Genomic DNA, 25702 nt, shown 5'->3' on the forward strand with positions numbered 1-25702 from the left:
AGGGTGATCTCCTTGCGGCCGAAAGCGGCGAGGGACAGGTCGGCGACCTTGAAGTCCTGGCCGGTGGCTGCTGTCGTCATGCGGGCTGCTCCTCGGGGCGTGGCGGGCGGTGGGTCCGGGGCGTCAGACGGAGAGGGGGGTGGCGGGGGCGTCGGCCGGCAGGTCGGGGCGGGCGGCGGTGCCGGGCACGCCGGTGCGCTCGGGCGGCAGGGTGCCGTCCACGAGGTAGCGGTGGACAAGGGCGTCCACCCGCGCGTTGCCGGACAGCACGAACACCTCGTGGTCGCCGGAGTCCTCGACCGTGACGAGGCGATGACCGAGCCGTTCGGCCATGGCGACGCCGCCGGCGTAGTGGTCCATGGGGTCGCCGTCGGCCTGGACGACGAGCCCGGCCGGGTAGCCCCGGCGGGTGAGGGCGACGGGGCGCTCCGGTGCGGTGAAGGTGCGGAACGCGCCCACCCAGGGCTGTGCCCGCAGCACTCCGTACCCGTAGGGGAAGCGCCGGCGGAACTCCCGCATGTCCGCGAAGTAGGTCTCCGGGTCCGCCGGCCAGTCGTGTTCCAGGGTGATGGCTTCGAGGACGCCGCAGCGCAGGTCGCCCTCGCTGTCGCCGGGCCGCCAGGTGCCCTGCTCCGCCAGCAGGTCGCGGATGCGCGCTTCGTCCCCGGCCCGCGTCGCGGCCCGTACGTCCCGTACCAGGAAGCCGAGTTCGGCCCACTGGGCGCGGTCGGTCGCACGGTTGCCCACCGCGCCGTCGAGCAGGGTGCGCATCCGGGGCCCGTCCGGCCGGCGTTCCAGGCCGGCGACCACGTCCTCGACGGCGGCGAGCACCGCGGCCGCGTCGGTGCCGAGGCCGAAGTGGCGGTGGCGTGCGCCGGCCCACCCGGCCCAGGCGTCCACATTGCGCCGGACGGCGTCGCCCTGCCACAGGAACTGCTCGCGCCAGGTCCAGCCGGGGTGGACGCAGGAGTCCAGGACGCTGCGGTCCAGGTGGGCGGGGAAGAGCGAGCCGTAGACGGCGCCGACGTACGCCCCGTACGCGTACCCGACGAAGTTCAGCCGCTCCTCGCCGAGGACGCACCGGATGAGGTCCATGTCCCTGGCGGTGTTCGGGGTGCTGATGTGCCGGCGCAGCTCGCCGCCGGCCCGCTCGCAGGCCAGTTCGCGGCGGCGCATGTCCTCGGCGAGCGCCTCGAAGGCGGAGTCGGGCGGACGGGAGTCGAACGGCGCCTTGGGAAGCGTCACTTCGGCGTGCAGCGGGGTGGAGGCGCCGGTGCCGCGCGGGTCGAAGCCGATGAGGTCGTAGACCTCGTGCAGCGGGGTTCCGGCGAACTTCGCCACCAGGCCCCGGCCCAGGCCCCAGTCGCCGCCGGGGCCGCCGTTGACCGCCAGCAGGATGCCCCGTCTGCGGCCCGGGTCGGTCGCCCGGTGGCGGCTGAGCGCGAGGGTCAGCCGCTCTCCGGCGGGATCGGCGTGGTCCCGGGGCACTTCGATGGTCGTGTACTCGACCGGGAGGCCGTCGTCGGTTGTGGCTGCCGTCCACCGCGGCCGCTGGGTGCGGAAGGCGTGCAGCGCGGAGGGGGGCGTCGGGGAGTCGGACCGCTTGATTACCACCGGGATCTCCGTTCTCGTGAGGACGTCAGCGTTGCGGTGGCGCCTTGAGAGGCCCTGGAACCGCTCCGGACCGGGACCGGGGCCGGGGCCGGGGCCGGGACCGCGGGGAGGGGCGGGGCCGGGAGGCCGACGCCGGGACCGGGGTGCGGACCCGCGGCGCGGCCCCGGACGCAGCCCCGGATCCGGCCCGGACGCGGCCCCGGACCCAGCCCGGACGCGGCCCCGGACGCGGCTGCGGATCGGAACGGCACGGGGTGGGGGAGAGCCGGGTGGCGTGTTCAGCGCGCGGTGCGGTGGAGCGCGGTGAGCTTCTCCAGTACGGGCACCGTGTCGTTCGGGCTCGGCATGGCCAGCCAGTCCGCGTGCAGCCGCCGGGTGCCCTCCTGGAACGAGGGCTCGGTGAGGACCCGCAGGAAACGGGCGCGCATCTCCGCCACCGACTGCTGCTGGGGATCCACCGCCAGGCCCGCACCGTGGCCGACCGCATAGGCCGAGTTGGCGGCGTACGCCACGCGCAGCTCGTCCCCGACGACCAGCTGCGGCACGCTGTGCGCGACGGCCGCCGTGAAGGTGCCGATCCCGCCGTGGTGGATGATCGCCGAGCAGCTCGGCAGCAGCAGGTTCAGCGGAAGATAGTCGAGCGCGCGGACATTGTCCGGCAGGCGCTGCCCGGTCAGTTGGGAGGTGTCGAGGGTGGCGATCACCTCGATGTCCAGGCCGTCGACCATCTCCAGCAGCGACGGGACGAGCACCTTGTCGTTGTCGAACATCCGCTGGGTGGCGCCCAGCGTCAGCGCGACCCGGGGGCGGACGGGCCGTGCGCCGAGCCAGGACGGGACGGCGGCCGCGCCGGTGTACGGGATGCGCCGGACCGGGACGGTACGGGCCCGGCTCGGCAGCCGCATGTCGGCCGGCGTCGGGTCGAGGGTGAACTGGCCCAGGAGCAGGTCGTCGTCGACCGGCACACCGTGGCGTGCGGCCGCCGGGCGGACGATCTCGGCCACCGGGTCCGGCAGCCCAGCGGCCGCCAGTTCGGCGCGTCGCCGGTCGATGCGGTGACAGGCCCAGCCCAGGTAGTCGCGCCCCCACAGCACCCGTCCGTGGGCCGCGCCGCAGGCCCGGGCGGCGACCGCGGCGGCCGGCCAGTTCGGGTCCCACAGCACCAGGTCGGGCTGCCAGTCACGGGCCGCGGCGACCAGGTCGTCGACCCCGCCCCAGCCGTGTGCCGCGGAGCCGTCCGCGGGGTGGAAGACGCGGGAGGACGCCAGCGTGTACGTGCTGACGGTGGCCCAGACGTCGGTGTCGCCGTCCAGGTCGATGTCCAGGGCCGTGGCCAGCCGTTCCCGGTGGTCGGCGGGCAGCAGGTGCTCGCCGACGGTCGCGGGGGAGGCGATGGTCCCCGGTGTGCCGAGCGGCACCGCGGGCAGGCCGGCGGCGGTGATGGTGCCGGTCAGGTCCGGATGGGAGGCGACCCGGACCTCGTGGCCGGCGCCCTGGAGCGCCCAGGCCACCGGAAGGGTCGGGTAGAGATGTGCGGTCAGCGGCCACACCACGATCAGTACGCGCATGGGGTTCCCCTCTGCTGTCCGGCCCGCGTCGCGGACCCGCCCCGGAGCGTCACACGCCGCCGTCGAGGGGGACTCGACTCCCCGTGGCCGGCGCGCGGTTCCCCGCTCCCGGCCGCGTTCCCGGCTGCCGGCCCCGGCTTCCGACCCTCGATGCCCGGCAGCCGTCCGCCCTGCCCGGTGCGGAGCGTCCGGGCAGGGCGGGGCAGGCGCGCCGGCGGCGGGGCCGTGGGCGGCAGGGCGCGGCGGGCGGCCGCCAGGTCAGGCGACGACCGCCTCGATGACCGACATCAGGGACGGAGTCGGCAGGATGCGGGTGATCCGGAACCCGGCCTTGGTGAGGATCTCCTCGAACTCGCCCTGGGTGCGCTCCTTGCCGTCGTAGACGGCCATCATCATCACGTCGATGGTCTTGCTGGCGTCGAACGTGTTGCCCGGCGGGATGACCGGGTCGACGACCAGCAACTTGCTGTCCTTGCGCATGCCCGCGCGCACGGCCTGCAGGATGCGCAGGCAGTTCTCGTCGCTCCAGTCGTGCAGGATGGACTTGAGCAGATAGTGGTCGTGGCCGGCCGGTACCGACGTGAAGAAGTCGCCGGAGGCCGTGGACCACCGGCCCGCCACCTCGGGCCCGTCCAGCTGGTGTTCGGCGATGACCGACGCCTGGTCGTACAGCGTGCCGGTGATCTGCGGGTGCGCGGCGAGCACCGAGCGCAGCAGGCCGCCGCGCCCGCCGCCGACGTCCACGACCGTGGCGCCGTCCGGGAAGTCGTAGCTCTGCGCGACGTGTTCGGTCACCAGGTGCGAGAAGCCCGCGGTGCCGGCGTTGAAGAGCGAGGCGGCGGCCGGGTCCGTCTGCAGGTGGGCGAAGAAGGGCGCACCGTAGATCTCGTCGAAGGCGGTACGGCCCGTGCGGACCGTCTCGTGCAGCCGGCCGACCGGCTTCCAGTACAGGTCGTCGCCCAGCATGAGGAAGCTGTCGCGCAGGGAGCCGGGCACCCCGCTGCGCAGCAGCTCCGCCATGGGCGTGAGGGCGAAGCGGCCCTCCGCGTCCTCCTGGAACACCTGGCGCGTGGACAGATAGCGCAGCACCCGGCCCAGGTGCGGGCCGTGCAGACCGGTGAGCTCCCCGAGCTCCTCGGGGGTGCGCGGGCCGCCGGCCAGATGGTCGGCGACACCGTGCAGGGTCACGGTGTAGAGCGCCGCCGAGTACAGAAAGCCGTTCATGTGCTCCGACAGCTGGGCGCTGAGCTCGGCGGCGTCGCCGTGAGCAGATGTCATCTTCGTCCTCCGAGGTGTACGGAAGGCCCGCCTGCGGGCCCGGAGTGTGGCGGTGCTGCGTGTCTCCCACGGTGCCGACCGCCGCATGAGCGACGGCACAGGACGGGTCGCACCCCGCCGGAGCGGCCGCCCGGGGGTGCGGACGGTGCGTTCCGTCAGCCGCGGCGGGTCCCGCGCGCCGCGACCTCGGCGCGCTCCAGCAGCCGGTCGCCGGCGTCGTAGACGTGGGAGACCCCGGAACTGGTGAAGGTGTCCCCGGTCTGGACGACGTGCTGCTCGATGTCCACCCAGCCCGTGAACGTGCCGTCCGGGTCGAAGACCAGCTCGGCGAGCCGGAAGGAGAAACGGCCCTCCCCCGTCGCGGTCCAGCTCCCGGCGCCCACGCAGCCCGGGCGCGGGCCGGCCAGCAGCAGGGTGCGGCCGTTGGGGGTGAAGCGCAGGGTGCTGGTGTACGTCCCGCGCTCCAGGAGCAGCTCCTCCGTCCAGGTGCCCACCGGGGTCGCCGCCGTCACGGCCGGGCCGGTCACCGACTGGTCCATCTCCTGTGCCTCCTCACCCGCCGCATGCGGCGCCGCTGGAGCCCCCAGCCTCCGGCCCGCCCCTCAACGGCCGGTCGAGCCGCGGTCAGCCGGCCCGTGCCGGGGCGCTCCGTGCCGAGCCGAGCCGGTGTCGAGGCCGCCCTTCTACCGTCGGCCGACCACCCCGCCGCCGTGTGCGGCCGCCGACGCAGGAGGAGCCATGCCGCCCCCCGTCCGGATCGCCGTACTGGGCTGCGCCGACATCGCCCGCCGCCGCATGCTGCCCGCCTTCGCCCGGACGCCCGGAGTCACGCCCGTGCTGGTGGCGAGCAGGGACGCCGCCCGCGCGAGGGAGCTGGCCCGCTGGTACGGGTGCCGGTACGTCCAGGGCTACGCCGCCGCGCTGGACGCCCCGGACGTGGACGCCGTCTACCTTCCGCTGCCCGCCGCGCTGCACGCCGACTGGGCGGAGGCCGCGCTGCGCGCCGGCAAGCACGTCCTGGCCGAGAAGCCCCTCGCGCTCGACCCGGACCGCACCGGCCGGCTGCTCGAACTGGCCGCCGCACGGGGCCTGGTGCTCGCGGAGAACGTGATGTTCCCCCACCACCGGCAGCACGCCGCCGTACGCGCCCTGGTGCGCACCGGCGCCATCGGCGAACTCCGTTCCCTGTACGCCGCGTTCGCCGTCCCCCGCCTGCCCGACGAGGACATCCGCCACCGCCCCGAGCTGGGCGGGGGCGCCCTGTGGGACACCGGGGTCTACCCCGTCCGGGCCGCCGTCCACCACCTCGGCGACGGACTGCGGGTCGCCGGAGCCGCCCTGTCCCGCGGGCCGGGCCGCCTGGTGGACACCACCGGATCCGCGCTGCTGGCCCGGGACGACGGGGTCACCGCCCAGCTGTCGTTCGGCCTCGACCACGCGTACCGCAACGTCTGCGAACTCTGGGGCACCCGGGGCCGGATCACCATCGAACGCGCCTTCACCCCGCCCGCCGACCTGGCCCCCCTCGTCCGCCTGGAGGACAGCACGGGCACCCGGGAGGTCCCCGTGCCCCCGGACGACCAGGTCCGCAACACCGTCCTGGCCTTCCGCACCGCGGTGCACACCCGCAGCACGCCCCCGGACACCGGCATCCGCGAACAGGCCCGGCTGCTGGACGGGATCCGCCGCCGGGCGCAGATCCGATCAGCGGACGACCCGGCCTCCACCGGGGCTCCCTACCGTGCCGACCGATGAACCGGTCCCGTACGGAGGTGTCCTGGTGAGTGCAGAGCGCATCGTCGACCTGGCGGCCCTGGGGGAGGAGTTCACCCGGGATCCGCACCCGGTGTACGCGGAGCTGCGGGCGCGGGGGCCGGTGCACCGGGTGCGGCTGCCGGAGGGGTTCGAGGCCTGGCTGGTCGTCGGGTACGAAGCCGCCCGGGCCGCGCTGGCCGACCCGCGGCTCTCCAACGACTGGCGCCGTGCCGCGGGCGCCGGGGCGGGGGATCCCGCGGCCGCGCCGCACATGCTGATCTCCGACCCGCCCCGCCACACCCGGCTGCGCAGGCTGGTGGTCAAGGAGTTCACCCCGCGCCGCATCGAGGCCCTGGGACCGCGGGTACGGGAGATCACCGACGAGCTGATCGACGCCGTGCTGAGCCGGCCCGACGGCCGTGCCGACCTCGTGGAGGACTTCGCCTTCCCGCTGCCCGCCGCCGTCATCTGCGAACTCCTCGGGGTGCCCTACGCCGACCGGAAGGCCTTCCACGCGTGGTCCACCGAGGTCACCAAGCGCTCCGGGGGACCGCGGGCCGAAGCGGCCATGGGGGAGCTGGTCGGCTACCTGACGCGGCTGCTGGAGGACAAGGGCCGGCGGCCCGGTGACGATCTGCTGAGCGCGCTGCTGCGCACGAGCGAGGACGGCGACCGGCTGTCCTTCGACGAACTCCTCGGCATGGCCGTGCTGTTGCTCATCGCCGGCCACGAGACCACCGCCGGACTGCTCTCCAACGGCATGCTCGCGCTGCTCCGCGAACCGGACCAACTGGCGGCGCTGCGGGCAGACCTCGGGCTCCTGGACGGTGCGGTGGAGGAGATGCTGCGGCACAGCGGACCGACCGGGACCTCGCTGCACCGGTTCACCACCGCCCCCGTCGACCTCGCGGGCACCCTGATCCCGGGCGGCGGGGAGCTCGTCCTCATCGGCAACACCCCCGCCAACCACGACCCCGGCCGCTTCCCCGACCCCGGCCGTTTCGACATCCGCCGCGACCCGCGCGGTCATCTGGCCTTCGGGCACGGCATCCACTACTGCTTCGGCGCCCCGCTGGCCCGGCTGGAGGCGCGGACCGCCATCCGGGCCCTGCTGGAGCGCTGCCCGGACCTCGCGCTGGACGCCGCGCCCGAGGAACTGGTGTGGCACCACAGCGCCATGATGCGGGGCCTGCCGCACGTCCCGGTCCGGGTGCGCCCCGCCCCCGGCGCCCCGGCCGCACAGGTGCACCACGCCTCGAGCGCTCGTTGAGGCGGGTCCTGCACTGTGACGAGGTCCGAAGGAGCGCTGGTGGGAGTGGAAGGGAACAGGCGATGACCGACACGGCGAGTGAGCGGGACCCGTCGACGGGGTGGGCCGGGCCGACGGCCGACGCACCGCCGGAGGCGGCACTCATGCACCTCCTGATGGGGGGCTTCGTCACCCAGTCCATCGGCGTGGCGGCCCGGTTCGGCGTCGCCGACGCCCTCGCCCACGGCCCCCGGCACGTGGACGACATCGCCGCCGAGGTCGGCGCGCACGCGCCCGCCCTGTACCGGCTGCTGCGCGCCCTGGGCGACTTCGGGGTGTTCACCGAGCTGGCGGACCGGCACTTCGCGAACACCCCGGCGGGCGCGCTGCTGCGCACCGACAGCACCCCCTCGCTGCGCGGCCTGGCGGCGCACTTCGGATCGGGCTTCCACCGTGCCGCGTGGAGCGGCCTGTACGACAGCGTCCGCACCGGCGAGGCGGCCTTCGAACGGGTCCACGGGGCGCCGCAGTTCGACTACTACCGCAGCCACCCCGAAGAGGCCGCGGTCTTCGACGCGGCGATGACGTCGGTGGCCTCCGCGATCTACGCGACGCTGGAGTCCTACGACTTCGGACGGTTCTCCACCGTCGTCGACGTGGGCGGCGGCAACGGCGCCTACCTGTCCGGCATCCTCGCCTCCCACCCGGAGCTGCGCGGTGTCCTCTTCGACCTGCCCGACGTCGTCGAGCGCTCGGCACCGGTCCTCGCCAAGGCGGGCGTCGCCGACCGCTGCGAGGTGCGGGGCGGCTCCTTCTTCGACGAGGTGCCGCGGGGCGCCGACGCCTATGTGCTGACGGCCGTCATCCACGACTGGGACGACGAGGCCTCGGTCCGCATCCTGCGCAACTGCCGCGCCGCCATGCCCGCACACGCCACCTTGCTCCTGGGCGAACCGGTGCTGCCGGACGGCCCGGAACCCTCCGTCGGCAAGCTCCTGGACCTGGAGACCCTGATCGGCACGACGGGCCGGCAGCGCACCGAAGCGGAGTTCCGCGAGCTGCTGGACCGCGCGGGGCTGCGCCTCACCCGCGTCATTCACAGCTCGGGACCGGACAGCCTCGTCGAGGCCGTGCCCCGCTGACCGTACGGCACCGCACCCGGTGACCCGGTGGACAAGACCTCAGAGCAACGGACGAAGGAGTGGGATCAGCCGATGGGCAGCGACAGCGCACGGGACGGCAGTCTGCAACTGCTGGAAATCAGTGAGAGCTTCATCTACGCACGGGCGCTGCATCTGGCGGCGGAGCTGAAGATCGCCGATCTGCTGGCGGACGGCCCGCGCCCGACGGCGGAGCTCGCCGAGGCCAGCGGCACCCGGCCGGAGGCCCTCCACCGCCTGCTGCGGGCGCTGGCCGGCCGCGGGGTGTTCACCGAAGTGGAGCGCGGCCGCTTCGGCCTCACCCCGGTCGGCGCGTGCCTGCGCTCCGACCATCCGCGGTCCGTCCGGGCGACCGTGGCACAGGCCGGCCGGCTGACCGCGAGGACGTTCCAGCACGCCGAGGAGGTGCTGCGCACCGGCGAGGGGGCCTTCGCCACCGCCTTCGGCCGGCCCGTCTGGGAGTACCTGCAGGAACACCCCGACGAGGGCGCGGACTTCGACACCGCGATGCACGAGCACAGCCGCATCGAGCGCGACGCGATCGTGGCCGCCTACGACTTCTCCCGGGCCGCCCGGCTGGTGGACATCGGCGGCGGTGACGGCACCCTGCTGGCCACGGTCCTGCAGGCCCACCCGGAGGCCGCCGGGGTGCTGTTCGACCTTCCGCATGTCGTCGAGCGGAACCGGATCGGCGACGCCGGGCTCACCGGCCGCTGCGAGATCGTCGGCGGCGACCTCTTCGGCGAGCTCCCGGCCGGCGGCGACCTGTACCTGATGAAGTCGGTGCTGCACGGCTGGACCGACCGGCAGGTCGTCGACATCCTCACCGGCTGCCGGCGGGCGATGAAGCCGGACGGCACGCTACTGCTGATCGAGCGGGTGATCCCCGCCGGCGACACCCCGCACTCCAGCAAGGCGTTCGACCTGGCGATGCTCGTCATGGCCGGCGGCCAGGAGCGGACCCAGGAGGAGTACACGGCGCTGCTCGCCGAAGCCGGGTTCCGGGTGGAGCGGGTCATCGGCACGGACTCGTCCCTGAGCATCGTGGAGGCGGTGCCCACCGGCGCCGCGCTCTGAACCGGCCGGGACAGCCGGGACGGGGGCGCCACCGCCGTGCGCCGCGGTGGCGTCCCCGCGCCGCGCGCGCATGCCGCGGCCGCGGGCCCGAGCGCCGGGCCGTCCCCGGTGCTGAGCCGGGGACCAGCCGCGCCCTAGCGGACGGTGGCAGCCTCGCCCCATGACTGCCACCGCGAAGATTGCACTGATCACCGGAGCCACCAAGGGCATCGGCCACCAGGCCGCCCGGCAGCTGGGCGCCCAAGGCGCCGTCGTCCTGCTGGGCGCCCGCGACCCGGCCCGCGGCGAGGCCGCCGCGAAGGCGCTGCGCGCCGAGGGCGCGGACGCGCACGCGGTGGCCCTGGACGTCACCGACGCCGCCGGGGTCGCCGCCGCCGCGCGGCACCTCGACGAGCGGTACGGACGCCTCGACATCCTCGTCAACAACGCCGGGATCAATGTCGAATGGCCGGCCGGCGCGCCGAGCGAACTCACCCGCGACGCGTTGTGGGCGACCCTGGAGACGAATGTGTTCGGCCTGGTCGAGGTCACCAACGCCCTGCTGCCGCTGCTGCGGCGCTCCCCGGCCGGCCGGATCGTCAACGTCTCCAGCGAGATGGGCCTGCCCGCCTGGCTGGACGGATCCGAGATGCCCGCGATGACCGCGTACAGCGTGTCCAAGGCGGCGGTGAACATGCTGACCGTGCTCTACGCCAACGAACTGCGGGGCACGGCCGTCAAGGTCAACGCCTGCTCGCCCGGTTTCGTCGCCACGGACATCAACCGGGGCGTCGGCCAGCGGACGGCCGCGGAGGGCGCCGAGATCGAGGTCCGCCTCGCGACCCTCGGCGACGACGGGCCGACCGGCCGGTTCCTGAACGACGCCGGCACCGTGGCGTGGTGACTGCGGGGCCCGAGCACCACCGAGCCCGGCCGGGCGGCGCCGTGGTGCTCAGGGCGCTCCCGGCCGGGCGGGCGGCCGCTACGCGTGGGGGCCGACGCCCACCGTCCCGATCGTCAGCTCCGCGGTCCCCTCCAGGACGCACTCCAGCCGCTCCACCTGGGCGTCGAGTTCCGCGCGCTGGGCACTCGTCAGGGGGGTGCCCGGTTCGACGGTGACGGTCAGCCGGCGGCCGGACCGCCGCTGGTGCCAGACGCCGCTCACCACGCCGTCGATCAGCAGGACCGGATAATTGCCGGCCTGGCCGCTGGGGGTCAGCGCCCGCTGGGCCATGGCCCCGGGGTAGAGCCGTTCGCGGGGCTGGCAGGCGACCACATAGGCGTCGAAGTACGGCAACAGCCGCACCCCGCGCGGCGGTTCCCCGGGAGTTCCGGTGTCGCCGGCGTTCACCCAGGCCGCCGTGCCCTCCAGGTCGACGCGCTGGAGCGCGCCGCCCAGGGAGTCGAACAGCTCGCCGGCCCAGCGCGGGGAGACATTGAGCCACCGTGCGAAGTGCTGCGGGGTGGCGGGGCCGTAGGCGTGCAGATACCGCTGCACGAGCCCGGCCAGCGCCGCGGTGCCGTCCGTGGCGCGGTCCCCGGTCAGATGCTGCGGGTGGGTGTACGTCACCTTGCGGCCGCGGTTCGGCCCGAAGCACAGCTGCCCGCGGTGCGAGGCAAGGGTGATGGCCTGCCGCCAGCGCGGCCACATGCCTTGGAAGGCCGGCATGACCAGGTCACCGGCCCAGGGGCCGGTCGCGGCGATGACGGCCTCGCTGAGCTCGTCGAGGGTCAGTTCGGCGTCGCGCAGGGCCGCGCCGATGGCCGCGACGACCTCCTCCGTCTGCTCGTCCGTCATCCGGACGTCCTTGGGGAACGGGCTGGGCGAGGGCGGCAGCGCGGTCAGCGCGCCCACCCACATCGGCAGGTCGGCCGCGGGCAGCAGATGGACGGTGCCCCGCGGCCCGTACATCTTGATCAGCCCGGCCTCGTCCCAGAGCGTCTTGCGCACCACGCTGCGGGTGATGCCCTCGCCCCGCATGCCGATGGACAGTTCGGCGGCGCTCAGCACCTGGGCGTGCGCACCGCACAGCGCGCCGACGATCCCGGCGGGGTCCAGATCCGGCGCCGGCGCGGCGAGGGCGCTGCGCTCCAGCCGCCGGGCGGAGACCGCCGGCCACCGCAGCCGCACGGCGTCGTGCGTGGTGTCGCTCATCAGTGATCACTTCCTGTTCCTCGCGGCGCCGGCGGCGGCGACGGACGGACTGGTGAACCTACCCACTCGGGCTCGTGCGCGGCTCGACCGGCGCTCGACCCGTGCGTCCGTGTCCCGGGGCAGCACGACGGCCGGCCCGCGGGCCCGGGAGGGGCCACGGGCCGGCGCGTTCGGGCGCGGCGGCGGGCGGGGTGTCAGCCGGCGGTGGGTGTCGGCTCGTTCGCGGCCGGCGCGACCTCGGCGCGCGCCGCCGGGGCGCCGTCGGACGACGCGGTGGCGGGGCCGGCGGCCGGGGCGTCGGCGTCCTCCTCGGCGGGCGGCGCGAACGGGGCGCCGGCGGCCTTCGGCAGGGCGAACATCAGCAGGAAGGCCAGCGCCATGCCGCCGATCACCCACCACAGCGAGTGGGTGAACGCCGTGATGAAGGCCGTACCGCCGGTCGGCGCCGGCGTTCCGGCGTCGTCCACGACGGTGAAGAAGGCCACCGACGTCAGCCCCAGGCCCAGGGACAGGCCCACCTGGTTGATCGTGTTGATCAGGCCCGATGCCGATCCGGCGTGCTGGCCCGGTACTTCGGACAGCACGGCGCTGGTCAGCGGCGCCATGATCATGCCGAGGCCGCAGCCGCCCACGACCAGGGGGACGGCGATCTGCGCCGGAGTGACCCCGGTGCCCTGCTGGTGGGCGATCCAGCCGTAGAGGCCCAGCCCGACGATCATCAGCAGCGCCCCGGCCTGGAGCACCTTCCGGCCGAAGCGCGGGACCAGCTTCGGTACGGCGACCATGGCGACACCGGCCATGGTCGCGCCGAACAGCAGGCTCGTCAGCGCGGCCCGCAACGGCGTCCAGCCCAGACCGACCTGCATGTACAGCGCGCCGGTGAGGGAGAACAGACCGAAGGAGGTGCCGAAGGCCAGCTGCACCACGATGCCGGCCGCGAAGCTCCGGATGCGGAACAGCGACAGCTCCAGCAGCGGGGAGGCGTCCTGCCGCACCTTGGCGCGCTGGTGCAGGACGAACAGCACGAACACCACGATGCTGCCGGCCATGGAAGCCAGGCACCAGGCCGGCCAGCCCAGGTCACGGCCGCGGGTGAGCGGGAAGAGCAGCATGAACAGGGCCAGCGTGACGAGGGTGACGCCGGCCAGGTCGAGGCGCGGCGCGCTGGGTGCCTTGGACTCGCGCACGAAGCGGTGTCCGAGGATCAGACCGGCGATCCCGATCGGCAGGTTGACCAGGAAGATCGGGCGCCATTCGAGGCCGAAGAGGTTCCACTCGGTCAGCAGGGCGCCGAGGACCGGGCCGGAGACCGCCCCGATGCCGCAGACGGCACCGAACATGCCGAAGACCTTGCCGCTCTCCTCCGGGGCGAAGGTGACATGGATGATCGACAGCACCTGCGGCACCATCATCGCGGCCATCCCGCCCTGCAGCACACGGGAGATGATCAGCATGTCCGGACCGGTCGCCAGGCCCGACAGCGCGGACGCGAGGGTGAAGCCGGCCATGGCGAGCAGGAAGACTTTCTTGCGTCCGAAGATGTCGCCGAGCCGGCCACCGGTGACCAGGCCGATGGCGAACGCGAGCGTATAGCCTGCCGCGATCCACTGCACGGCCGTGTAGGAAGCATGGATGTCCCGCTGGATGCTCGGAATCGCGATGTTGATGATCGTCGCGTCGAGCAGGTCCAGCAGGGTCGCGGTCAGTAATACGGCCAGTGCCATCCAGCGCCGGGCATCCGCGACCGGTTCTGCCGCTGTTTCGCGGGCGGAGCTCATGGGCCTCTCCTGATACGGGGGTTCGGGCGTGTCGATCGAGCCTGCTGCACCGCGCTAGAGCGTCGCTCGGGTCTCGCCGGAGCCGGGGGTTCCGCCTCCGCCGGGACGGGGCCACGCCAGCGGCGGCCGGCCGCAGGACCCTGGGACACGGGCCTTCAGCGGCGCTCCACGGGCGTTCGAGTCCGGTCCCCGACGGTGAAGGCGTCCGAGCCGGCCCGGCTCGCCGTTCGACGCGCCCTGGAGGACGAATGGTCATCGATGCCTGCCGCATCTGCGACAACCGCACGCTGTTGCCCGTGCTCGACCTGGGCCCCTCCGCCCTCACGGGCGTCTTCCCCGCGACGCCGGACCAGCAGGTCCCCACCGTCCCGCTGGAACTGGTGCTCTGCTCGCCGGACGGCTGCGGGCTGCTGCAACTGCGGCACACCGCCGACCTGGGGCTGATGTACGGCGAGCACTACGGATACCGCTCGGGCATCCGGCCGTTCATGATCGAGCACCTGCGCGGCAAGGTCGCGGAGATCACCGAGCGGGTCGCGCCCGGCCCCGGCGACCTGGTGCTGGACATCGGCAGCAACGACGGCACCCTGCTCGGCTGCTACCCCCGCAACGGCGTGACGCCGGTCGGCATCGACCCCTCGGGGGAGAAGTTCCGCGCCTCCTACCCGCCGCACGCCGAACTGGTCACCGACTTCTTCTCCCGTGAGGTCTTCACCGAGCGGTTCGGCACCCGGCGCGCCAAGGCGGTCACCTCCATCGCCATGTTCTACGACCTCCCGCGCCCGCTCGACTTCATGCGGGACGTGGCCGCCGTCCTCGACGACGACGGCGTATGGGTCATGGAACAGAGCTACCTGCCGGCCATGCTGGAGGCCACCGCCTACGACGTGGTCTGCCACGAGCACCTGGAGTACTACGCGCTGCGGCAGATCGAGTGGATGGCCGAGCGCGCGGGGCTGGAGGTCATCGGCGCCCGGCTCACCGACGTGTACGGCGGCAGCCTCTCGCTGACCCTGGCCAAGAAGGGCAGCCGGCACTCCGCCGACCACACCGCCCTCGCCCGCATCCGCGCCCACGAGCGGCGACTCGGCCTCGACACCCCGGCCCCCTACGAGGCGTTCGCCCGGCGGGCCGTCGACTCCCGCGACCAACTGGTGGAGTTCCTCGCCGACTCCCGCAAGGCCGGGAAGCTGACCGTCGGATACGGCGCCTCCACCAAGGGCAACGTCATCCTCCAGTACTGCGGCCTGGGCCCGGACGACCTGCCGTGCATCGGCGAACCCAACGAGGAGAAGGCCGGCTGCTTCACCCCCGGCACCGGCATCCCGATCGTCTCCGAGGCCGACGCCAAGGCCCTCGCACCGGACCAACTGCTCGTGCTGCCCTGGATCTACCGTGACGGCTTCGTCGAGCGCGAGGCCCCCTACCTCGCCCACGGCGGCAAGCTGGTCTTCCCGCTCCCGGAAATCACGGTCCTGTGAGGGCGCCGGCCGCGCCGCGGGCCACCCGCCCGACGCCCCGTCAGGGACGGTGGTGAGCCCGTGCGCACCCGAGCGCTCGCCGTGTCCGGCGCCTTCGAGTTCACCCCGGACGTCCACGCCGACCAGCGGGGGGTGTTCGTCTCCCCGCTGCAGGAGGCGGCGTTCCTCGCCGCCGTCGGCCGCCCCTTCCCGGTGGCCCAGACCAACCACAGCAGATCGGCCCGCGGAGTGCTGCGCGGCGTGCACTTCACCACGGCGCCGCCCGGCCAGGCCAAGTACGTCCACTGCGCCCGCGGCCGCGCCCTGGACGTGGTGGTCGATCTGCGCCTGGGGTCCCCGACGTTCGGCGCCTGGGACACCGTGGACATGGACGAGGGGACCTGCCGGGCCGCCTACTACCCCGAAGGGGTGGGGCACGCCTTCCTCGCCCTGGAGGACGACACCGTGATGTCGTACCTGGTGTCCACCGGCTACCGGGCCGAACGGGAGCTGGCCGTCAGCCCGTTGGACAAGGACCTGGCGCTGCCGTGGCCGGCCGGCACCGGGTTCGTCCTCTCCGAGCGGGACCGCCTCGCCCCCGGCCTGGCCGAGGCCACGGCCCAGGGGCTGCTGCCCCGCTACGCGGACTGCGCACGGGTCTGACGGGAGCCTCGATGACCACGACAGACCTGCCCCGCCGGGTCGCGGTCCTGGGCGCCACCGGCTGCGTGGGCCGCCACCTGTGCGCGGCCTTCGCGGCCCGGGGGGCGGACGTCGTCGCGATCGCCCGCCGCCACGCCCCGCACCTGCACCACCATGCGTTCCTGCCGCTCGACCTGGCCCGGTGCACGGGTGCCGGGCTGGCCGCGGTCCTGGCGGACGAGGACGTGGACACGGTGGTCAACGCCACCCTCGGCTGGGGGAGCACGCCCGAGGAGATGGCGTACGCCAACGTCCGACCCGTGGAACGGCTGCTGGCCGCCCTGCCACGGCTCCCGAGGCCGGTGCGGCTCGTGCACCTGGGCACCATCCACGAGTACGGCCCGGTCCCGGCCGGCACCTCCCTCGACGAGGCCGTCGCACCGCGCCCCGCCTCCCTCTACGCCCAGGCCAAGCTGACCGCGTCGCGTCTGGTGCTGGCGGCCGTCCGCGGCGGGGAGATCCAGGGCTCGGTGCTGCGGCTGACCAACACCGTCGGGCCGCACCCGGCGAAGGAGAGCTTCTTCGGGGCCCTGGCGGCACGGCTGCGGCAGGCCGACCCGGCGGCAGGACTCGACGTCACGGTGGCCGCGGCCCGGCGCGACTTCGTCGATGTCCGGGACGCGGCCGACGCGGTGCTCGCCGCGGCATCGGCCGGCACCGCCGAACCACTGGTCAACATCGGCCGGGGCACCGCGGTGGACATCCACACCCTGGTCCGCACCCTGGTCACGGTCAGCGGCCTGCCGCCGGACGCCGTCCGGGTCCGCCGGGACGACGTGCGCAGTCGCAGCGCCGGCGCCGACTGGATCCAGGTGGACCGCTCCCGGGCCGAGCGGTCGCTGGGCTGGCGCCCGCGCCGCGCCCTGGACACCTCGCTCCGCGACATGTGGGACACGGTGGTCGGTCCGCCGCCCGCCTGAGCGGATGCCGGTGCGGGAGCCGGTGGCCGCCCGCGGCGTCACCGGCTCCCGCGTCCGCTCACCCGATCAGGACCTCGCCCGTCGCGGCCGTCGCGCGCAGCTGTGCGGTGCCCGTGCCGCCGGGCCCCCGCAGAAAGCCGGACAGCAGCCCGGCCTCCTCCCGCACCGCGGCAGCCTCCTTTGGAGCCAGCGGCCGGAACGGGGTGACCTCCACGGTGCCGTCCCGCCAGGACCAGATGCCGCGGACCCAGCCGTCGACCAGGAACACCGGGCTCACCTCGCTGCCGGTGATCACCCGCCTGCGGTCCTCGTCGCCGATCACCCGGGTCCGGTCCGCATGGCTGAGGATCAGGTTGTCGAAGCGCGGCAGAAAGCGCACCGGCGCGGGCCGGTCCGGGTCGGCGAGGGCGGCGCCGGGCACATCGAACAGCTCCCGGCCCGCGGAGTCGTGGTACACCCGCAGCCGCGACCGCATGCCGTCGACCACCTCCCGCAGCTTGGTCAGACCGCACCAGGCCTGGATGTCCCGCACCGTGGCCGGCCCGTAGGCCGCGAGGTAGCGCAGGACGACCGCGTCGACCCGGGGCCGGTCGGCCACCGGGCGCCCGAGCCACTCCTCCGCGAGGACCACCGGCGTGGCGCCCCGACGGCCCCAGACGCCGCTGGGCGGTGGGTGCACATGCGCCACCAGGGACTGCACGACGTAGGCCAGGGCGAGGCTGTCCCGCCCGGGGAACCGGGCCGCCAGCGCCCGGCCCAGCTGCGGGCGGGTGAGCCCCTCGCCGCTCAGCAACTCCCGTCCCGCCCGCATCAGATCGTCCGGGTCCAGCCCCTGGACGGCCCGCCCGAACGCGCCCTGGCGGGCCTTGCCGAGCACCGGGGCCAGCAGCGGGTGCAGCGTGCGGAAGTCCTCGGCGTCCACCAGGTGCTGGGTGTTGCGCTGGAGCTTGGCGCGCACCACGAGACGGTCGTGCAGCAGCGTGGTCAGGGCGTCGTGCCGGAAGTCCGCGAGCCGCGCCCACAGGCCCGTATAGGGCGCGTCGGGCTCCTGGCCCTGCAGCCCCATCAGATGCCGGACGGCGTCGAGGGGGGTGCGGGCGGACCGGTCCAGCAGCAACTGCCGGTCGAGGTACGTGCGGTTGAGCGTGCGCGGGGAGAGCGGGGGCATGCGGCCCAGTCTCGCGGCCCGTACTCGACCGCCGCTCGAGCCGCGCCGCCGGCGCCGCGTCAGTCCTGGAGACGGGCGGCGCCGGTGGTGAGCAGCGAGAGCAGGCTGCGGGCCTGGACGTTGAGGTAGTGGCCGTGCCGGACCAGCGCACCGAGCGCGCCGGGCGTGACCCAGCGGTAGCCGGGCGGCAGGGCGTCCGGGACCTCGTCGCCCGCCTCGACCAGCAGATAGCGGCTCTCGGCGTGCAGGAACCGGCCGCCCTCCTCGGAGTGGACCGCCGCGTACCGGATCCGGCCGGGCGGCGCCGTCAGCACCGTGTCGAGGAACGGCGGCCGCTCGTCGGGCGGCAGCGCCGCGTGGTTGCCCGGCACGCACTGGACGGTCGGACCGAGTTCGACGGTGTCGAGGAAGCCGCCCTCCACCCGTGCGTGCACCAGCACCTGCGGGATGCCGCCGGTGCGGCGGGTGAGGAAGGCGGTGACGCCGAGTCCGCACGGCTCGATCAGGGGCTGGGTCCAGCCCGTCACCTCGCGGCTGCCGGCCTCGACGGCCACCGCCACCACACGGAAGTACCGGCCGTCCGCGCGCTCGATGGTGTGCGGCCCGCGCCGCCAGCCCGTCACCGCGTCCAGCGGGACGAGCTCGGCGCCGACCGTGTGGCGGGAGCGCTCCCCGGTGAACCAGGACAGCAGCTCCGTGTCGCAGGACGGCCCGACGGGCCCCGGGCCGCCGCCGGTGGGCACCCCCGCGAGGACCGTGCGGGCGTCCATGTTCACGAGGTTGTCCCGGCGCAGCAGCCGTCCGATCTGGCCGAGTGTCAGCCAGCAGAAGTCGTCGGCCACCGGCACCGCTTCACGGGTTTCGACGATCATGTTCCGGTTGCTCTTGCGGAAGAACCACGACCCGTGTTCGGACTGGAGGGAGTCGGCGACCACACTGCCCGGGGCCGGCCGCAGGAAGTGGTCGAGGTAGGGCACATCGGCGCCGCGGTGCACCTTGGTGTAGTTGCTGCGGGTGGCCTGCACGGTCGGCGACAGCTGCAGCAGGTTCCGGTTGCCCGGCTCCATCTTGGCCTGCATCAGGAAGTGCAGCACCCCGTCGAACTCCTTGGCCAGGAGGCCCAGGATGCCGACCTCCGGCTGTTTGATGACGGGCTGCTGCCAGTGCGGGAACGGCCCGGTGCCGACCGAGACCCGCAGGCCCTCCACGGTGAAGAAGCGCCCGCTGTGATGTCCGAGGTTCCCGGTCCCCGGGGCGAAGGACCAGCCGTCCAGCGCCGCGAACGGGATGCGCCGCACGGCGAAGCGGTGGCAGGCACGGCGCTCGGCCAGCCAGCCGGGGACCTCTGCGGTGCGCAGCCAGGAGCCGGCCTCGGTCACCGCGGCCGAGCGCGCGAAGCGCTCCGCGGGATCCGCTGCCGCACGCGGGGGCGTGGCGGTCGCCATGGCCTCAGGCTCCCCAGGTGACCGGAAGGCTGGTCAGGGTGTGGTTGATCTCGCCGGTGTGCCAGGGCAGTTCGCTCTCGGGCACGGCCAGCCGCAGGTCGGGGAAGCGCCGCACCAGCCCGGCCAGCGCGATCTCCATCTCCATCCGGCCGAGCTGTTTGCCCAGGCAGTAGTGGATGCCGTGGCCGAAGGAGATGTGCGGATTGCGGCCGCGGGAGAGGTCCAGCCGGTCGGGGTCGTCGAAGACCGACGGGTCGCGGTTGGCGGAGGCGAGGGACAGCAGGACCGGCTCGCCCGCGGCGATGTGCACCCCGCCGATCTCCAGGTCCTCGACGGCCATCCGCGGGAACCCCGAGGTGTCGGTGGCGAACAGGTTGACGTGCCGCAGCAGTTCCTCGACGGCGTCCGGGATGCGGCCGGGGTCCTGGACGAGCGTGCGCCACTGGTCGCGGTGCCCGGCCACCAGCGCCAGCACGGAGTTGGCGAGCTGGTTGGCGGTGGTGTCGAACCCGGCGCCGATCAGGGTGAAGCCGAACGTCACCAGCTCCTGTTCGCTGAGCCGGTCGTCGTGGTCCCGGGCCGCGATCAGGTCCGAGAGCATGTCGTCGGTGGGCTCGGCCCGCTTGTCGGCGATCAGGCCCACGATGTACTCGTTGAGCTTGGCCAGCCCGGCCAGGGACTCCTCGCCGCCGGCCCGGTCGTCGACCGTGGCGAAGGCGCGGGCGTGGGTCTCGAACTGCCGCAGATCCTCGCGCGGGACGCCCAGCAGCTCACCGATGACGGTCAGCGGCAGCGGCACCGTCAGCTGCTGCACCAGGTCCACCGGCCCGCCGCGGTCCGCCATGCCGTCCAGCAGTTCGTCGGCCACCTTCTGCACCCCGGGCCGCATCTGCTCGACCCGCCGGGTGGTGAACGCGCCGACCACCAGCTTGCGCAGCCGGGCGTGTTCGGCGCCGTCCAGCGAAATGATCATCTCGGGCGTGGTGGTCATCGACCCGCCGATCCGGGGCGCCCCGGGCCGGCAGGTCCGTGCCCTGCTCAGCCGGGGATCGGCCAGCGCCGCCCGGACGTCCTCGTACCGGGTGACCAGCCAGGCGTCCACACCTCCCGCCGTCCGCACCCGTACCACCGGCTGCTCGGTGCGCAGCCGGGCGTAGTGCGGGGCCGGGCCGTGGTAGGACGAGCCGGGGAAGGGGAACGCGTCGGAGACGGGGCAGGCGGACAAGGGGCACCTCCGCGGTGTGCGGCCTGTTCGGATCGGATCGGACCGGGGGGCCGGCGGCCCGGCCGGGCTGCTCAGGACGGGTTGTGGATCTTGTCGGCCCAGGCGGGGGAGTCATGGGTGACGACGCGGGAGCGGGTGTACAGCTCACCGTCGATACGGACCAGGACGTCGTCCACGACGGTGGTCGGCTCGAAGCTGACCTTGCCGGCGGCGTCCGTCATGCTCACGATCGCCTGGTACCGCACGTGCAGGGTGTCCTCGCCGGCCGGCTCGATGTGCATCCGGTCGAACCAGTAGCGGTACACCAGGCCGTCGTAGTACGCGACGTCGTGCTCCCGTGCGTCGCGGGCGGAGATCTCGTCGACGAGCGGCCGCTCCGGGTCCCCGCGGCGGGCCTGCATCTCGGTCAGCAACTGCTGACGTCCCGCCAGCTTCCAGCCGCCCGGACGGTGCTCGATCGAGCCGTCCTCGGTCATGGTCTCCAGGAACTCCACCAGCTTCCGGGCTTCCAGGAGCGGCATCTGCCGTGCGTAGAACTGCTGCACCTCCACATACAGCTCCGCGGTCACCCGCGGCCCGGTCTTCCGCGATACCTGGGACACATCGGCTCCTTCCGGCCATGGCGCGCCACCGTCGCCGGGGGTCTGTGGCGCCGCCCACCGTGACGTGCCGAGCTGGACGCGCCCTGGAGAGGTGCTAGGGCGTGTCCGCGGGGCAGACGAACCGACGGGCCCGGTGTCAGGCGCCACGCGGCGGACGGACGTTGGAGACGGGCCCCACGGCGCCGCGTGTCCCCGGCCGGACCTGCGGCGTTGTGCAGGCCGGCGCCGCGGACGGCGCGGCGGACCCAGCACGGACGAGAGGCGAGACCGGCATGCCGACCATGGCTGACCCCCGGATGGACGAATGCGAAGAGCTGCTGGCGGCCTGGCAGGAGCACCGCGCCGCGCTGCGCCGGACGCTCGGCGGCCTCACCGACGAACAGGCGCGCAGCACCCCCAGCGTCAGCACGCTGTCCCTGGCGTCGCTGCTCACCCATGCCGTGCGCGGGGAGCCGGCCTGGATCCCGGTCATCGCCGGCCGGGGCGCCGACTGGCTGCAGCGCGACGGCCAGGCCGAGTTCGAGGTGCCCGCGGCGGAGACGGTGGCCGGTCTGCTGGCCGAGCACGAGCGGGTGGGCGCCGAGGTGGCGCAGGCGGTGCGGGCGGTCAAGGACTTCGACGAGCGGGTACCGATGCCCAAGACCCCGTGGGGCCCGCAGGACGAGCCGCGTACGGTCCGCTGGATCCTGCTGCACCTGATCGGGGAGGCGGCCCGGCACGCCGGCCATGCCGACCTCATCCGCGAGTCCCTCGACGGCGCCAACGCCTTCGACCTGCAGCAGGCCGCCCCCGACGCCTGACGGCACCCGGCCCGTCGCACCGCCCGGCGCTGCACCGGCGCCCGAGGCGGCCGCGAGCGGGCCGGGATATCCCTGGGGTGTTGTCGCCCAGGCTGCCGACGGAGGAGAGTCATGAGCGCTGGTGTGGGTCCCGGCATTCCGCAAAAGGCGCGGGAAGTACGGCTGTCCGAGCACTTGGAGGGTGAACTCACCCTCGGCCACTTCGACATCGTCGAGGTCGAGGTGCCGCAGCCGGCGCCCGGCGAGGTCCTGGTCCGTACGGACCACCTGCCGCTGGCGGCGGCGTACCAGGACCTGATGCGGGCCGACTGCCCGCTGCCGCTGCCGCCGTTCCAGGTCGGCGAGCGGCTCGGCGGGGGCGCCCTGGGCACGGTGGTCCGGTCGGCGAGCCCGGACCTGGCCGTCGGTGACGTCGTCCAGTCGATGTCCGGCTGGAGCGAGTACTCCTGCGGTCCGGCCAACACCTACTTCAAGGTGGACCCGGACCTCTTCCCCAGCCCGGTGTACTACCTGAGCCAGGGACCCACCGCCTACTACGGCATGGCCGACATCGCCCGGGCCGGCAAGGGCGACACGGTCTTCGTCTCCGGCGCGGCCGGCGGGGTGGGCTCGCTCGCCGGGCAGATCGCCAAGTGCCGCGGAGCGGCCCGGGTGATCGGCAGCGCCGGCAGCAAGGAGAAGGTCGACTACCTCGTGGGCGAGCTGGGCTTCGACGACGCCTTCGACTACCACGACGGCCCGGTCGTCGACCGGCTGCGCGAGCTGGCCCCGGACGGCATCCAGGTCTTCTTCGACAACGTCGGCGGGGAGCAGTTCGAGGCCGCGATCGAGGTCGCGGCCCCGCACGCGCGGTTCGCGCTGTGCGGCGCGCTGTCCGCCCAGAACGGGGACCGGGCGCACCCCCGGCTCGACCTGATGACGGCCATCACCAAGCATCTGGAGCTGCGGCCGTTCGCGACCTACCACACGCCCGAGCAGATCACCGAGTGGACGCGGCACTTCGCGATGTGGGTGGCCGAGGGCACGTTCGTCTTCCCGCACACGTCCGTCGAGGGCGGCATCGAGGCCGCGCCGGCCGCTTTGATCTCGCTGCTCAAGGGGGCCTACCGGGGCAATGTCGCACTGGATCTGACGGCTGCCTGACGGCACGTCGGACCGGTCGCGGGCCGGGGGCGGGTACCGGATCCCCGGTACCCGCCCCCGGCACGTGCGGTCCTCACTCCCACCGGCGCGCGAGGACCGCCACTGGCACGCGGTAGCGCAGCACGCCCCGTGCGTCGTGCACCCGGGACACCCCGCAACTGGTGAACGACACCGCACCCCGGCACACGGCCGTCTGGTCGATGTCCACCCAGCCCGTGCACCGGCCGTCGGCGCCGAAGAGGGGCTCGGTGATCCGGTAGGAGAACGCCCCTCCACCCGTGGCGCTCCACGAGCCGCGGCCCGCGGTGCCCGAGAGCAGCACCGCCGCGCCCCGCGGGGTGAAGACGAAGGTGGCGGTGGACGTCTCCCTGGGGCGCCGCACCAGCGCCCGCCACCCACCGGCCGCGGCCGGCAGCGGGGAACGGTCGTCGTGGTCCGGGCGGGAGCGGGGGAGCGGCATCGGGCCTCCTCGGGACGCGGCCGCCCAGTGTCCGGGCGCGGCCTCGCAGCCCGCTGGAGCCCGGCGCGTGCAGCGCGGTTCGAGCGCCCGTCGAGGCGGCGGCCGCAGCCTGGCCCGACCGGTCCACCACAGCAGACGCGCAGCGCGCGGGGGAGGAACAGCATGAAGCGTTCGGCACAGGGAGCACGGCGCCCGAGACGTGCGGTCGTCCTGGCGGCCGCGGTCCTGGCCGCGGTGCCGATGACGACCGGCACCTCGACGGCCCTGGCCCCGGCGGGAGCCGGCGCCCCGGCCACGCGGCCCGGCCGGACGGCCGCCGCGGGCCCGGTCGGGAGGTGGGCCCTGAAGGTGTCCTTCGAGGGCCAGACATATGACAGCACCGTGCAGTTCGCCCCGGGCGGTACGGCCTTCATCGTGGGCGGCGGCGCGGGCAGTTGGAGCCGCACGGGGGAGGGGCGCTTCACCTTCCGGATCGACGAACCCGTCTGGGGCGCACAGGGCGACTACCTCGGCCGGGTCAGCGTCGACCAGCGCGCCCGGCTCACCGGCGACACCTTCACCAGCAGTGGCATCTCCCGCCAGTACGACGCGGACGACGTCCTGGTGCGCAGTGTGCAGGCGCACGACACCGGCACCCGCTCCTGAGCACCACGGCGGCACAGCGCCCGCCCCGCCAGGAGAGGGCGCGTGCAAGGCGGGCTCTCCGCCGTATCCGCCTGGCTCGCCCGTGCGCCCCGCCCGCGGGGCGGCCTCGCACCCGGCCCGATGTGGTCCTGGCCGGCAAGGCGTATGCGTCACTCGCCCCAGATCTTGCGGTACGCCTGGCGGTAGCCCTCGGAGTCCCAGGAGAGCGCACCGCCGCTGTTGGCGGAGGTGGCGATGTGGACGGGGGCGACGTACCCGCTGTCCGGGGCGTGGCTGAAGGCGCGGTTGAACTCGTCGACGATCTGCCAGCCCTGTTCGGAGAGCGGCTCGGGCACGGTCGCCGCCTGGAACTCCTTGCCGTTGACCCGCTCGAAGGCGGACGGGTCGCCGTCACCGGCACCGATGTTGAACGGGGCACCCGCGCCGTCCTTCCCCGCGGCGCGCAGCGCGGGGGCGGCGTGCTGGAAGTACAGGTCGTTGATGGCGGCGGAATAGGTCCACCTGCGGCCGAAACGGGACAGCAGCGAGCGGACCTCCTTGATGGACCGGCTGTTGACCTGCGGAATGGGCATGTTGGTGTAGCTCAGCAGCTTGGTGCCGGAACACGTCGCGAGTTCCTTCCTGATCAGGTCGGACTTGCGCTTCGCGAAGGGCACCGTGGCGTCGGTGAACAGGACGACGCCCGCGCGCCCGTTGGACCGGGCGATGATCCAGTCGGCGCTGATCTTCGCGACGTCCTCGACCCGGGAGGTGACGTTGCTGAAGAGTTCCGGGTCCTTGCCGGGGCCCGGGCCGGGGGTCGGCGCGGCGTGCCAGCCGATCAGCGGAATGCCCTCGGCATGGGCCTTGTTGACCTCCGCCGCGGTCGTCGAGGGGTCGAACCCGCTGATGACGATGCCGTCCGGCTTGAGGCGCAGGGCCTGCTGGAAGGCGGCCTTGAGGCCCTTCGGTGTGCCCTGGCCGTTGAGGGTGCGGGCGTGCCATCCGACGATCTTCGCGGCCTCCTGGACACCCTGGGCGACTCCGGCCACGCCGGGGTTGGTCAGGGTCTGGGCTATGTAGACGACGGTCTTGCCGTGGACGGCCTTGGGTCCCGTGGTGGGCCCCTCCCAGGGGGCGTTCACCGCCTCGGCCTTCTTGACCGCCTGCTTGGCCCTGGAGAGGGCGGTGGGGCATCCGGGCTCGGCGGAGTCCCGGTGGGACGCGGCGGCGCCGTCGCCGGGTTCACAGCCGGCGACGGTGGCCATGACCAGGAATGCGGCGGCGGTCACGACCGCCTTGCGGGTGGGGTGCACGGGTCTCCTCGCAGGGCAGCAGGATGAGGATACGGGTGGGGTGGGGGAGACAGGTTACGGGTGACGGCGCTCCGCGGAGCAGCCGCCTCCGGTGGACACGGCCTACGCCGCGGACGCCGGGCACACTCCGGAACGAGTCACTCCACATACTCCACTCCCCGTCGGAAACCGGCCAATCCGTCCATCCCGTCCGGCACCGTGTTCCACCGCGAAGACAACGGGCC

23 protein-coding genes are annotated in these 25702 nt (G+C 74.0%); 11 read left to right on the forward strand and 12 right to left on the reverse strand.

The annotated features are described in order from the left end of the window. Positions 1 to 123: 123 nt before the first annotated feature. The 4 genes from AB0411_RS03975 to AB0411_RS03990 form a co-directional block, all read right to left on the reverse strand. Positions 124 to 1614 (reverse strand): alpha/beta fold hydrolase, encoded by a 1491-nt coding sequence (locus tag AB0411_RS03975; protein WP_366415644.1) that lies wholly within the window; start codon positions 1612 to 1614, stop codon positions 124 to 126. A 278-nt stretch (positions 1615 to 1892) separates the two neighbouring features. Then, positions 1893 to 3182: a nucleotide disphospho-sugar-binding domain-containing protein gene (locus AB0411_RS03980; protein WP_366415645.1), complete on the reverse strand. Its 1290-nt coding sequence runs from the start codon at positions 3180 to 3182 to the stop codon at positions 1893 to 1895. 258 nt (positions 3183 to 3440) lie between these two features. Then, positions 3441 to 4460, reverse strand: coding sequence for a methyltransferase (locus AB0411_RS03985; RefSeq protein ID WP_366415646.1), 1020 nt, complete (start codon positions 4458 to 4460; stop codon positions 3441 to 3443). A gap of 155 nt (positions 4461 to 4615) precedes the next feature. Then, complete coding sequence (locus AB0411_RS03990) at positions 4616 to 4999, reverse strand: hypothetical protein (protein WP_366415647.1); 384 nt, start codon at positions 4997 to 4999, stop codon at positions 4616 to 4618. Positions 5000 to 5198: 199 nt separating this feature from the next. Here AB0411_RS03990 and AB0411_RS03995 point away from each other — a divergent pair, with 199 nt between their 5' ends. The 5 genes from AB0411_RS03995 (at position 5199) to AB0411_RS04015 (ending at position 10584) form a co-directional block, all read left to right on the forward strand. Then, positions 5199 to 6215: a Gfo/Idh/MocA family protein gene (locus AB0411_RS03995; RefSeq protein ID WP_366415648.1), complete on the forward strand. Its 1017-nt coding sequence runs from the start codon at positions 5199 to 5201 to the stop codon at positions 6213 to 6215. 25 nt (positions 6216 to 6240) lie between these two features. After that, positions 6241 to 7485 carry a cytochrome P450 family protein gene (locus tag AB0411_RS04000; protein WP_366415649.1) on the forward strand — a complete coding sequence of 415 codons (1245 nt, stop codon included), beginning with the start codon at positions 6241 to 6243 and terminating at the stop codon, positions 7483 to 7485. A gap of 62 nt (positions 7486 to 7547) precedes the next feature. After that, positions 7548 to 8606, forward strand: a complete 1059-nt coding sequence (locus AB0411_RS04005) for a methyltransferase (protein WP_366415650.1) — start codon at positions 7548 to 7550, stop codon at positions 8604 to 8606. 72 nt (positions 8607 to 8678) lie between these two features. After that, positions 8679 to 9701, forward strand: coding sequence for a methyltransferase (locus AB0411_RS04010; protein WP_366415651.1), 1023 nt, complete (start codon positions 8679 to 8681; stop codon positions 9699 to 9701). 160 nt (positions 9702 to 9861) lie between these two features. Next, on the forward strand, positions 9862 to 10584 hold the full coding sequence (locus AB0411_RS04015) for an SDR family oxidoreductase (protein WP_366415652.1): 723 nt from the start codon (positions 9862 to 9864) through the stop codon (positions 10582 to 10584). A 78-nt stretch (positions 10585 to 10662) separates the two neighbouring features. Here AB0411_RS04015 and AB0411_RS04020 read toward each other — a convergent pair whose 3' ends face one another. Then, positions 10663 to 11835: a winged helix DNA-binding domain-containing protein gene (locus AB0411_RS04020; protein WP_366415653.1), complete on the reverse strand. Its 1173-nt coding sequence runs from the start codon at positions 11833 to 11835 to the stop codon at positions 10663 to 10665. Between the two features lie 194 nt (positions 11836 to 12029). After that, positions 12030 to 13613 (reverse strand): MFS transporter, encoded by a 1584-nt coding sequence (locus AB0411_RS04025; RefSeq protein ID WP_366415654.1) that lies wholly within the window; start codon positions 13611 to 13613, stop codon positions 12030 to 12032. Positions 13614 to 13861: 248 nt separating this feature from the next. On the opposite strand from AB0411_RS04025, the gene AB0411_RS04030 reads away from it, so the two are divergent. Genes AB0411_RS04030 through AB0411_RS04040 form a run of 3 tightly spaced genes read left to right on the forward strand, consistent with a single transcriptional unit; the run spans position 13862 to position 16695 of the window. Next, positions 13862 to 15094 carry a class I SAM-dependent methyltransferase gene (locus AB0411_RS04030; protein WP_366415655.1) on the forward strand — a complete coding sequence of 411 codons (1233 nt, stop codon included), beginning with the start codon at positions 13862 to 13864 and terminating at the stop codon, positions 15092 to 15094. A 60-nt stretch (positions 15095 to 15154) separates the two neighbouring features. Further along, entirely contained in the window at positions 15155 to 15736 is a 582-nt protein-coding gene (locus AB0411_RS04035; RefSeq protein WP_366415656.1) for a dTDP-4-dehydrorhamnose 3,5-epimerase family protein, read from the forward strand. A gap of 11 nt (positions 15737 to 15747) precedes the next feature. After that, complete coding sequence (locus tag AB0411_RS04040) at positions 15748 to 16695, forward strand: NAD-dependent epimerase/dehydratase family protein (protein ID WP_366415657.1); 948 nt, start codon at positions 15748 to 15750, stop codon at positions 16693 to 16695. Positions 16696 to 16753: 58 nt separating this feature from the next. On the opposite strand, the gene AB0411_RS04045 is transcribed toward AB0411_RS04040, so the two are convergent. From AB0411_RS04045 to AB0411_RS04060, 4 genes are all read right to left on the reverse strand, one after another. After that, entirely contained in the window at positions 16754 to 17863 is a 1110-nt protein-coding gene (locus AB0411_RS04045; RefSeq protein ID WP_366415658.1) for a winged helix DNA-binding domain-containing protein, read from the reverse strand. 59 nt (positions 17864 to 17922) lie between these two features. Continuing rightward, on the reverse strand, positions 17923 to 19308 hold the full coding sequence (locus tag AB0411_RS04050) for an NDP-hexose 2,3-dehydratase family protein (RefSeq protein ID WP_366415659.1): 1386 nt from the start codon (positions 19306 to 19308) through the stop codon (positions 17923 to 17925). A gap of 4 nt (positions 19309 to 19312) precedes the next feature. Beyond that, complete coding sequence (locus AB0411_RS04055) at positions 19313 to 20533, reverse strand: cytochrome P450 (RefSeq protein WP_366415660.1); 1221 nt, start codon at positions 20531 to 20533, stop codon at positions 19313 to 19315. Positions 20534 to 20604: 71 nt separating this feature from the next. After that, positions 20605 to 21135, reverse strand: coding sequence for a nuclear transport factor 2 family protein (locus tag AB0411_RS04060; protein WP_366415661.1), 531 nt, complete (start codon positions 21133 to 21135; stop codon positions 20605 to 20607). Positions 21136 to 21407: 272 nt separating this feature from the next. Between AB0411_RS04060 and AB0411_RS04065 the strand changes: the two genes are divergently transcribed. Both AB0411_RS04065 and AB0411_RS04070 read left to right on the forward strand, forming a co-directional pair. Continuing rightward, positions 21408 to 21935: a DinB family protein gene (locus tag AB0411_RS04065; RefSeq protein WP_366415662.1), complete on the forward strand. Its 528-nt coding sequence runs from the start codon at positions 21408 to 21410 to the stop codon at positions 21933 to 21935. Between the two features lie 111 nt (positions 21936 to 22046). Further along, on the forward strand, positions 22047 to 23078 hold the full coding sequence (locus tag AB0411_RS04070) for an NADP-dependent oxidoreductase (protein ID WP_366415663.1): 1032 nt from the start codon (positions 22047 to 22049) through the stop codon (positions 23076 to 23078). 73 nt (positions 23079 to 23151) lie between these two features. On the opposite strand, the gene AB0411_RS04075 is transcribed toward AB0411_RS04070, so the two are convergent. Continuing rightward, complete coding sequence (locus AB0411_RS04075) at positions 23152 to 23538, reverse strand: hypothetical protein (RefSeq protein ID WP_366415664.1); 387 nt, start codon at positions 23536 to 23538, stop codon at positions 23152 to 23154. 162 nt (positions 23539 to 23700) lie between these two features. On the opposite strand from AB0411_RS04075, the gene AB0411_RS04080 reads away from it, so the two are divergent. Then, positions 23701 to 24183, forward strand: coding sequence for a hypothetical protein (locus AB0411_RS04080; RefSeq protein WP_366415665.1), 483 nt, complete (start codon positions 23701 to 23703; stop codon positions 24181 to 24183). Between the two features lie 149 nt (positions 24184 to 24332). Here the strand turns inward: AB0411_RS04080 and AB0411_RS04085 are convergent, their stop codons facing one another. After that, entirely contained in the window at positions 24333 to 25478 is a 1146-nt protein-coding gene (locus tag AB0411_RS04085; RefSeq protein WP_366415666.1) for a substrate-binding domain-containing protein, read from the reverse strand. Between the last annotated feature and the right edge of the window lie 224 nt (positions 25479 to 25702).

Origin of the sequence: Streptomyces angustmyceticus, from assembly GCF_040701845.1 — a bacterium.
Taxonomy (GTDB): Bacteria; Actinomycetota; Actinomycetes; order Streptomycetales; family Streptomycetaceae; genus Streptomyces; species Streptomyces angustmyceticus_A.

What these genes read in the sequence shown, in the direction of transcription:
- AB0411_RS04070 (WP_366415663.1), top strand. Translation starts at nt 22,047, where the DNA reads ATGAGCGCTGGTGTGGGTCCCGGCATTCCGCAAAAGGCGCGGGAAGTA.
- AB0411_RS04050 (WP_366415659.1), bottom strand. Translation starts at nt 19,308, where the DNA reads ATGGCGACCGCCACGCCCCCGCGTGCGGCAGCGGATCCCGCGGAGCGC.
- AB0411_RS04075 (WP_366415664.1), bottom strand. Translation starts at nt 23,538, where the DNA reads ATGCCGCTCCCCCGCTCCCGCCCGGACCACGACGACCGTTCCCCGCTG.
- AB0411_RS03990 (WP_366415647.1), bottom strand. Translation starts at nt 4,999, where the DNA reads ATGGACCAGTCGGTGACCGGCCCGGCCGTGACGGCGGCGACCCCGGTG.
- AB0411_RS03995 (WP_366415648.1), top strand. Translation starts at nt 5,199, where the DNA reads ATGCCGCCCCCCGTCCGGATCGCCGTACTGGGCTGCGCCGACATCGCC.
- AB0411_RS04080 (WP_366415665.1), top strand. Translation starts at nt 23,701, where the DNA reads ATGAAGCGTTCGGCACAGGGAGCACGGCGCCCGAGACGTGCGGTCGTC.
- AB0411_RS04065 (WP_366415662.1), top strand. Translation starts at nt 21,408, where the DNA reads ATGCCGACCATGGCTGACCCCCGGATGGACGAATGCGAAGAGCTGCTG.
- AB0411_RS04040 (WP_366415657.1), top strand. Translation starts at nt 15,748, where the DNA reads ATGACCACGACAGACCTGCCCCGCCGGGTCGCGGTCCTGGGCGCCACC.
- AB0411_RS04045 (WP_366415658.1), bottom strand. Translation starts at nt 17,863, where the DNA reads ATGCCCCCGCTCTCCCCGCGCACGCTCAACCGCACGTACCTCGACCGG.
- AB0411_RS04010 (WP_366415651.1), top strand. Translation starts at nt 8,679, where the DNA reads ATGGGCAGCGACAGCGCACGGGACGGCAGTCTGCAACTGCTGGAAATC.
- AB0411_RS04020 (WP_366415653.1), bottom strand. Translation starts at nt 11,835, where the DNA reads ATGAGCGACACCACGCACGACGCCGTGCGGCTGCGGTGGCCGGCGGTC.
- AB0411_RS04025 (WP_366415654.1), bottom strand. Translation starts at nt 13,613, where the DNA reads ATGAGCTCCGCCCGCGAAACAGCGGCAGAACCGGTCGCGGATGCCCGG.
- AB0411_RS04030 (WP_366415655.1), top strand. Translation starts at nt 13,862, where the DNA reads ATGGTCATCGATGCCTGCCGCATCTGCGACAACCGCACGCTGTTGCCC.
- AB0411_RS04015 (WP_366415652.1), top strand. Translation starts at nt 9,862, where the DNA reads ATGACTGCCACCGCGAAGATTGCACTGATCACCGGAGCCACCAAGGGC.
- AB0411_RS03980 (WP_366415645.1), bottom strand. Translation starts at nt 3,182, where the DNA reads ATGCGCGTACTGATCGTGGTGTGGCCGCTGACCGCACATCTCTACCCG.
- AB0411_RS04005 (WP_366415650.1), top strand. Translation starts at nt 7,548, where the DNA reads ATGACCGACACGGCGAGTGAGCGGGACCCGTCGACGGGGTGGGCCGGG.
- AB0411_RS03985 (WP_366415646.1), bottom strand. Translation starts at nt 4,460, where the DNA reads ATGACATCTGCTCACGGCGACGCCGCCGAGCTCAGCGCCCAGCTGTCG.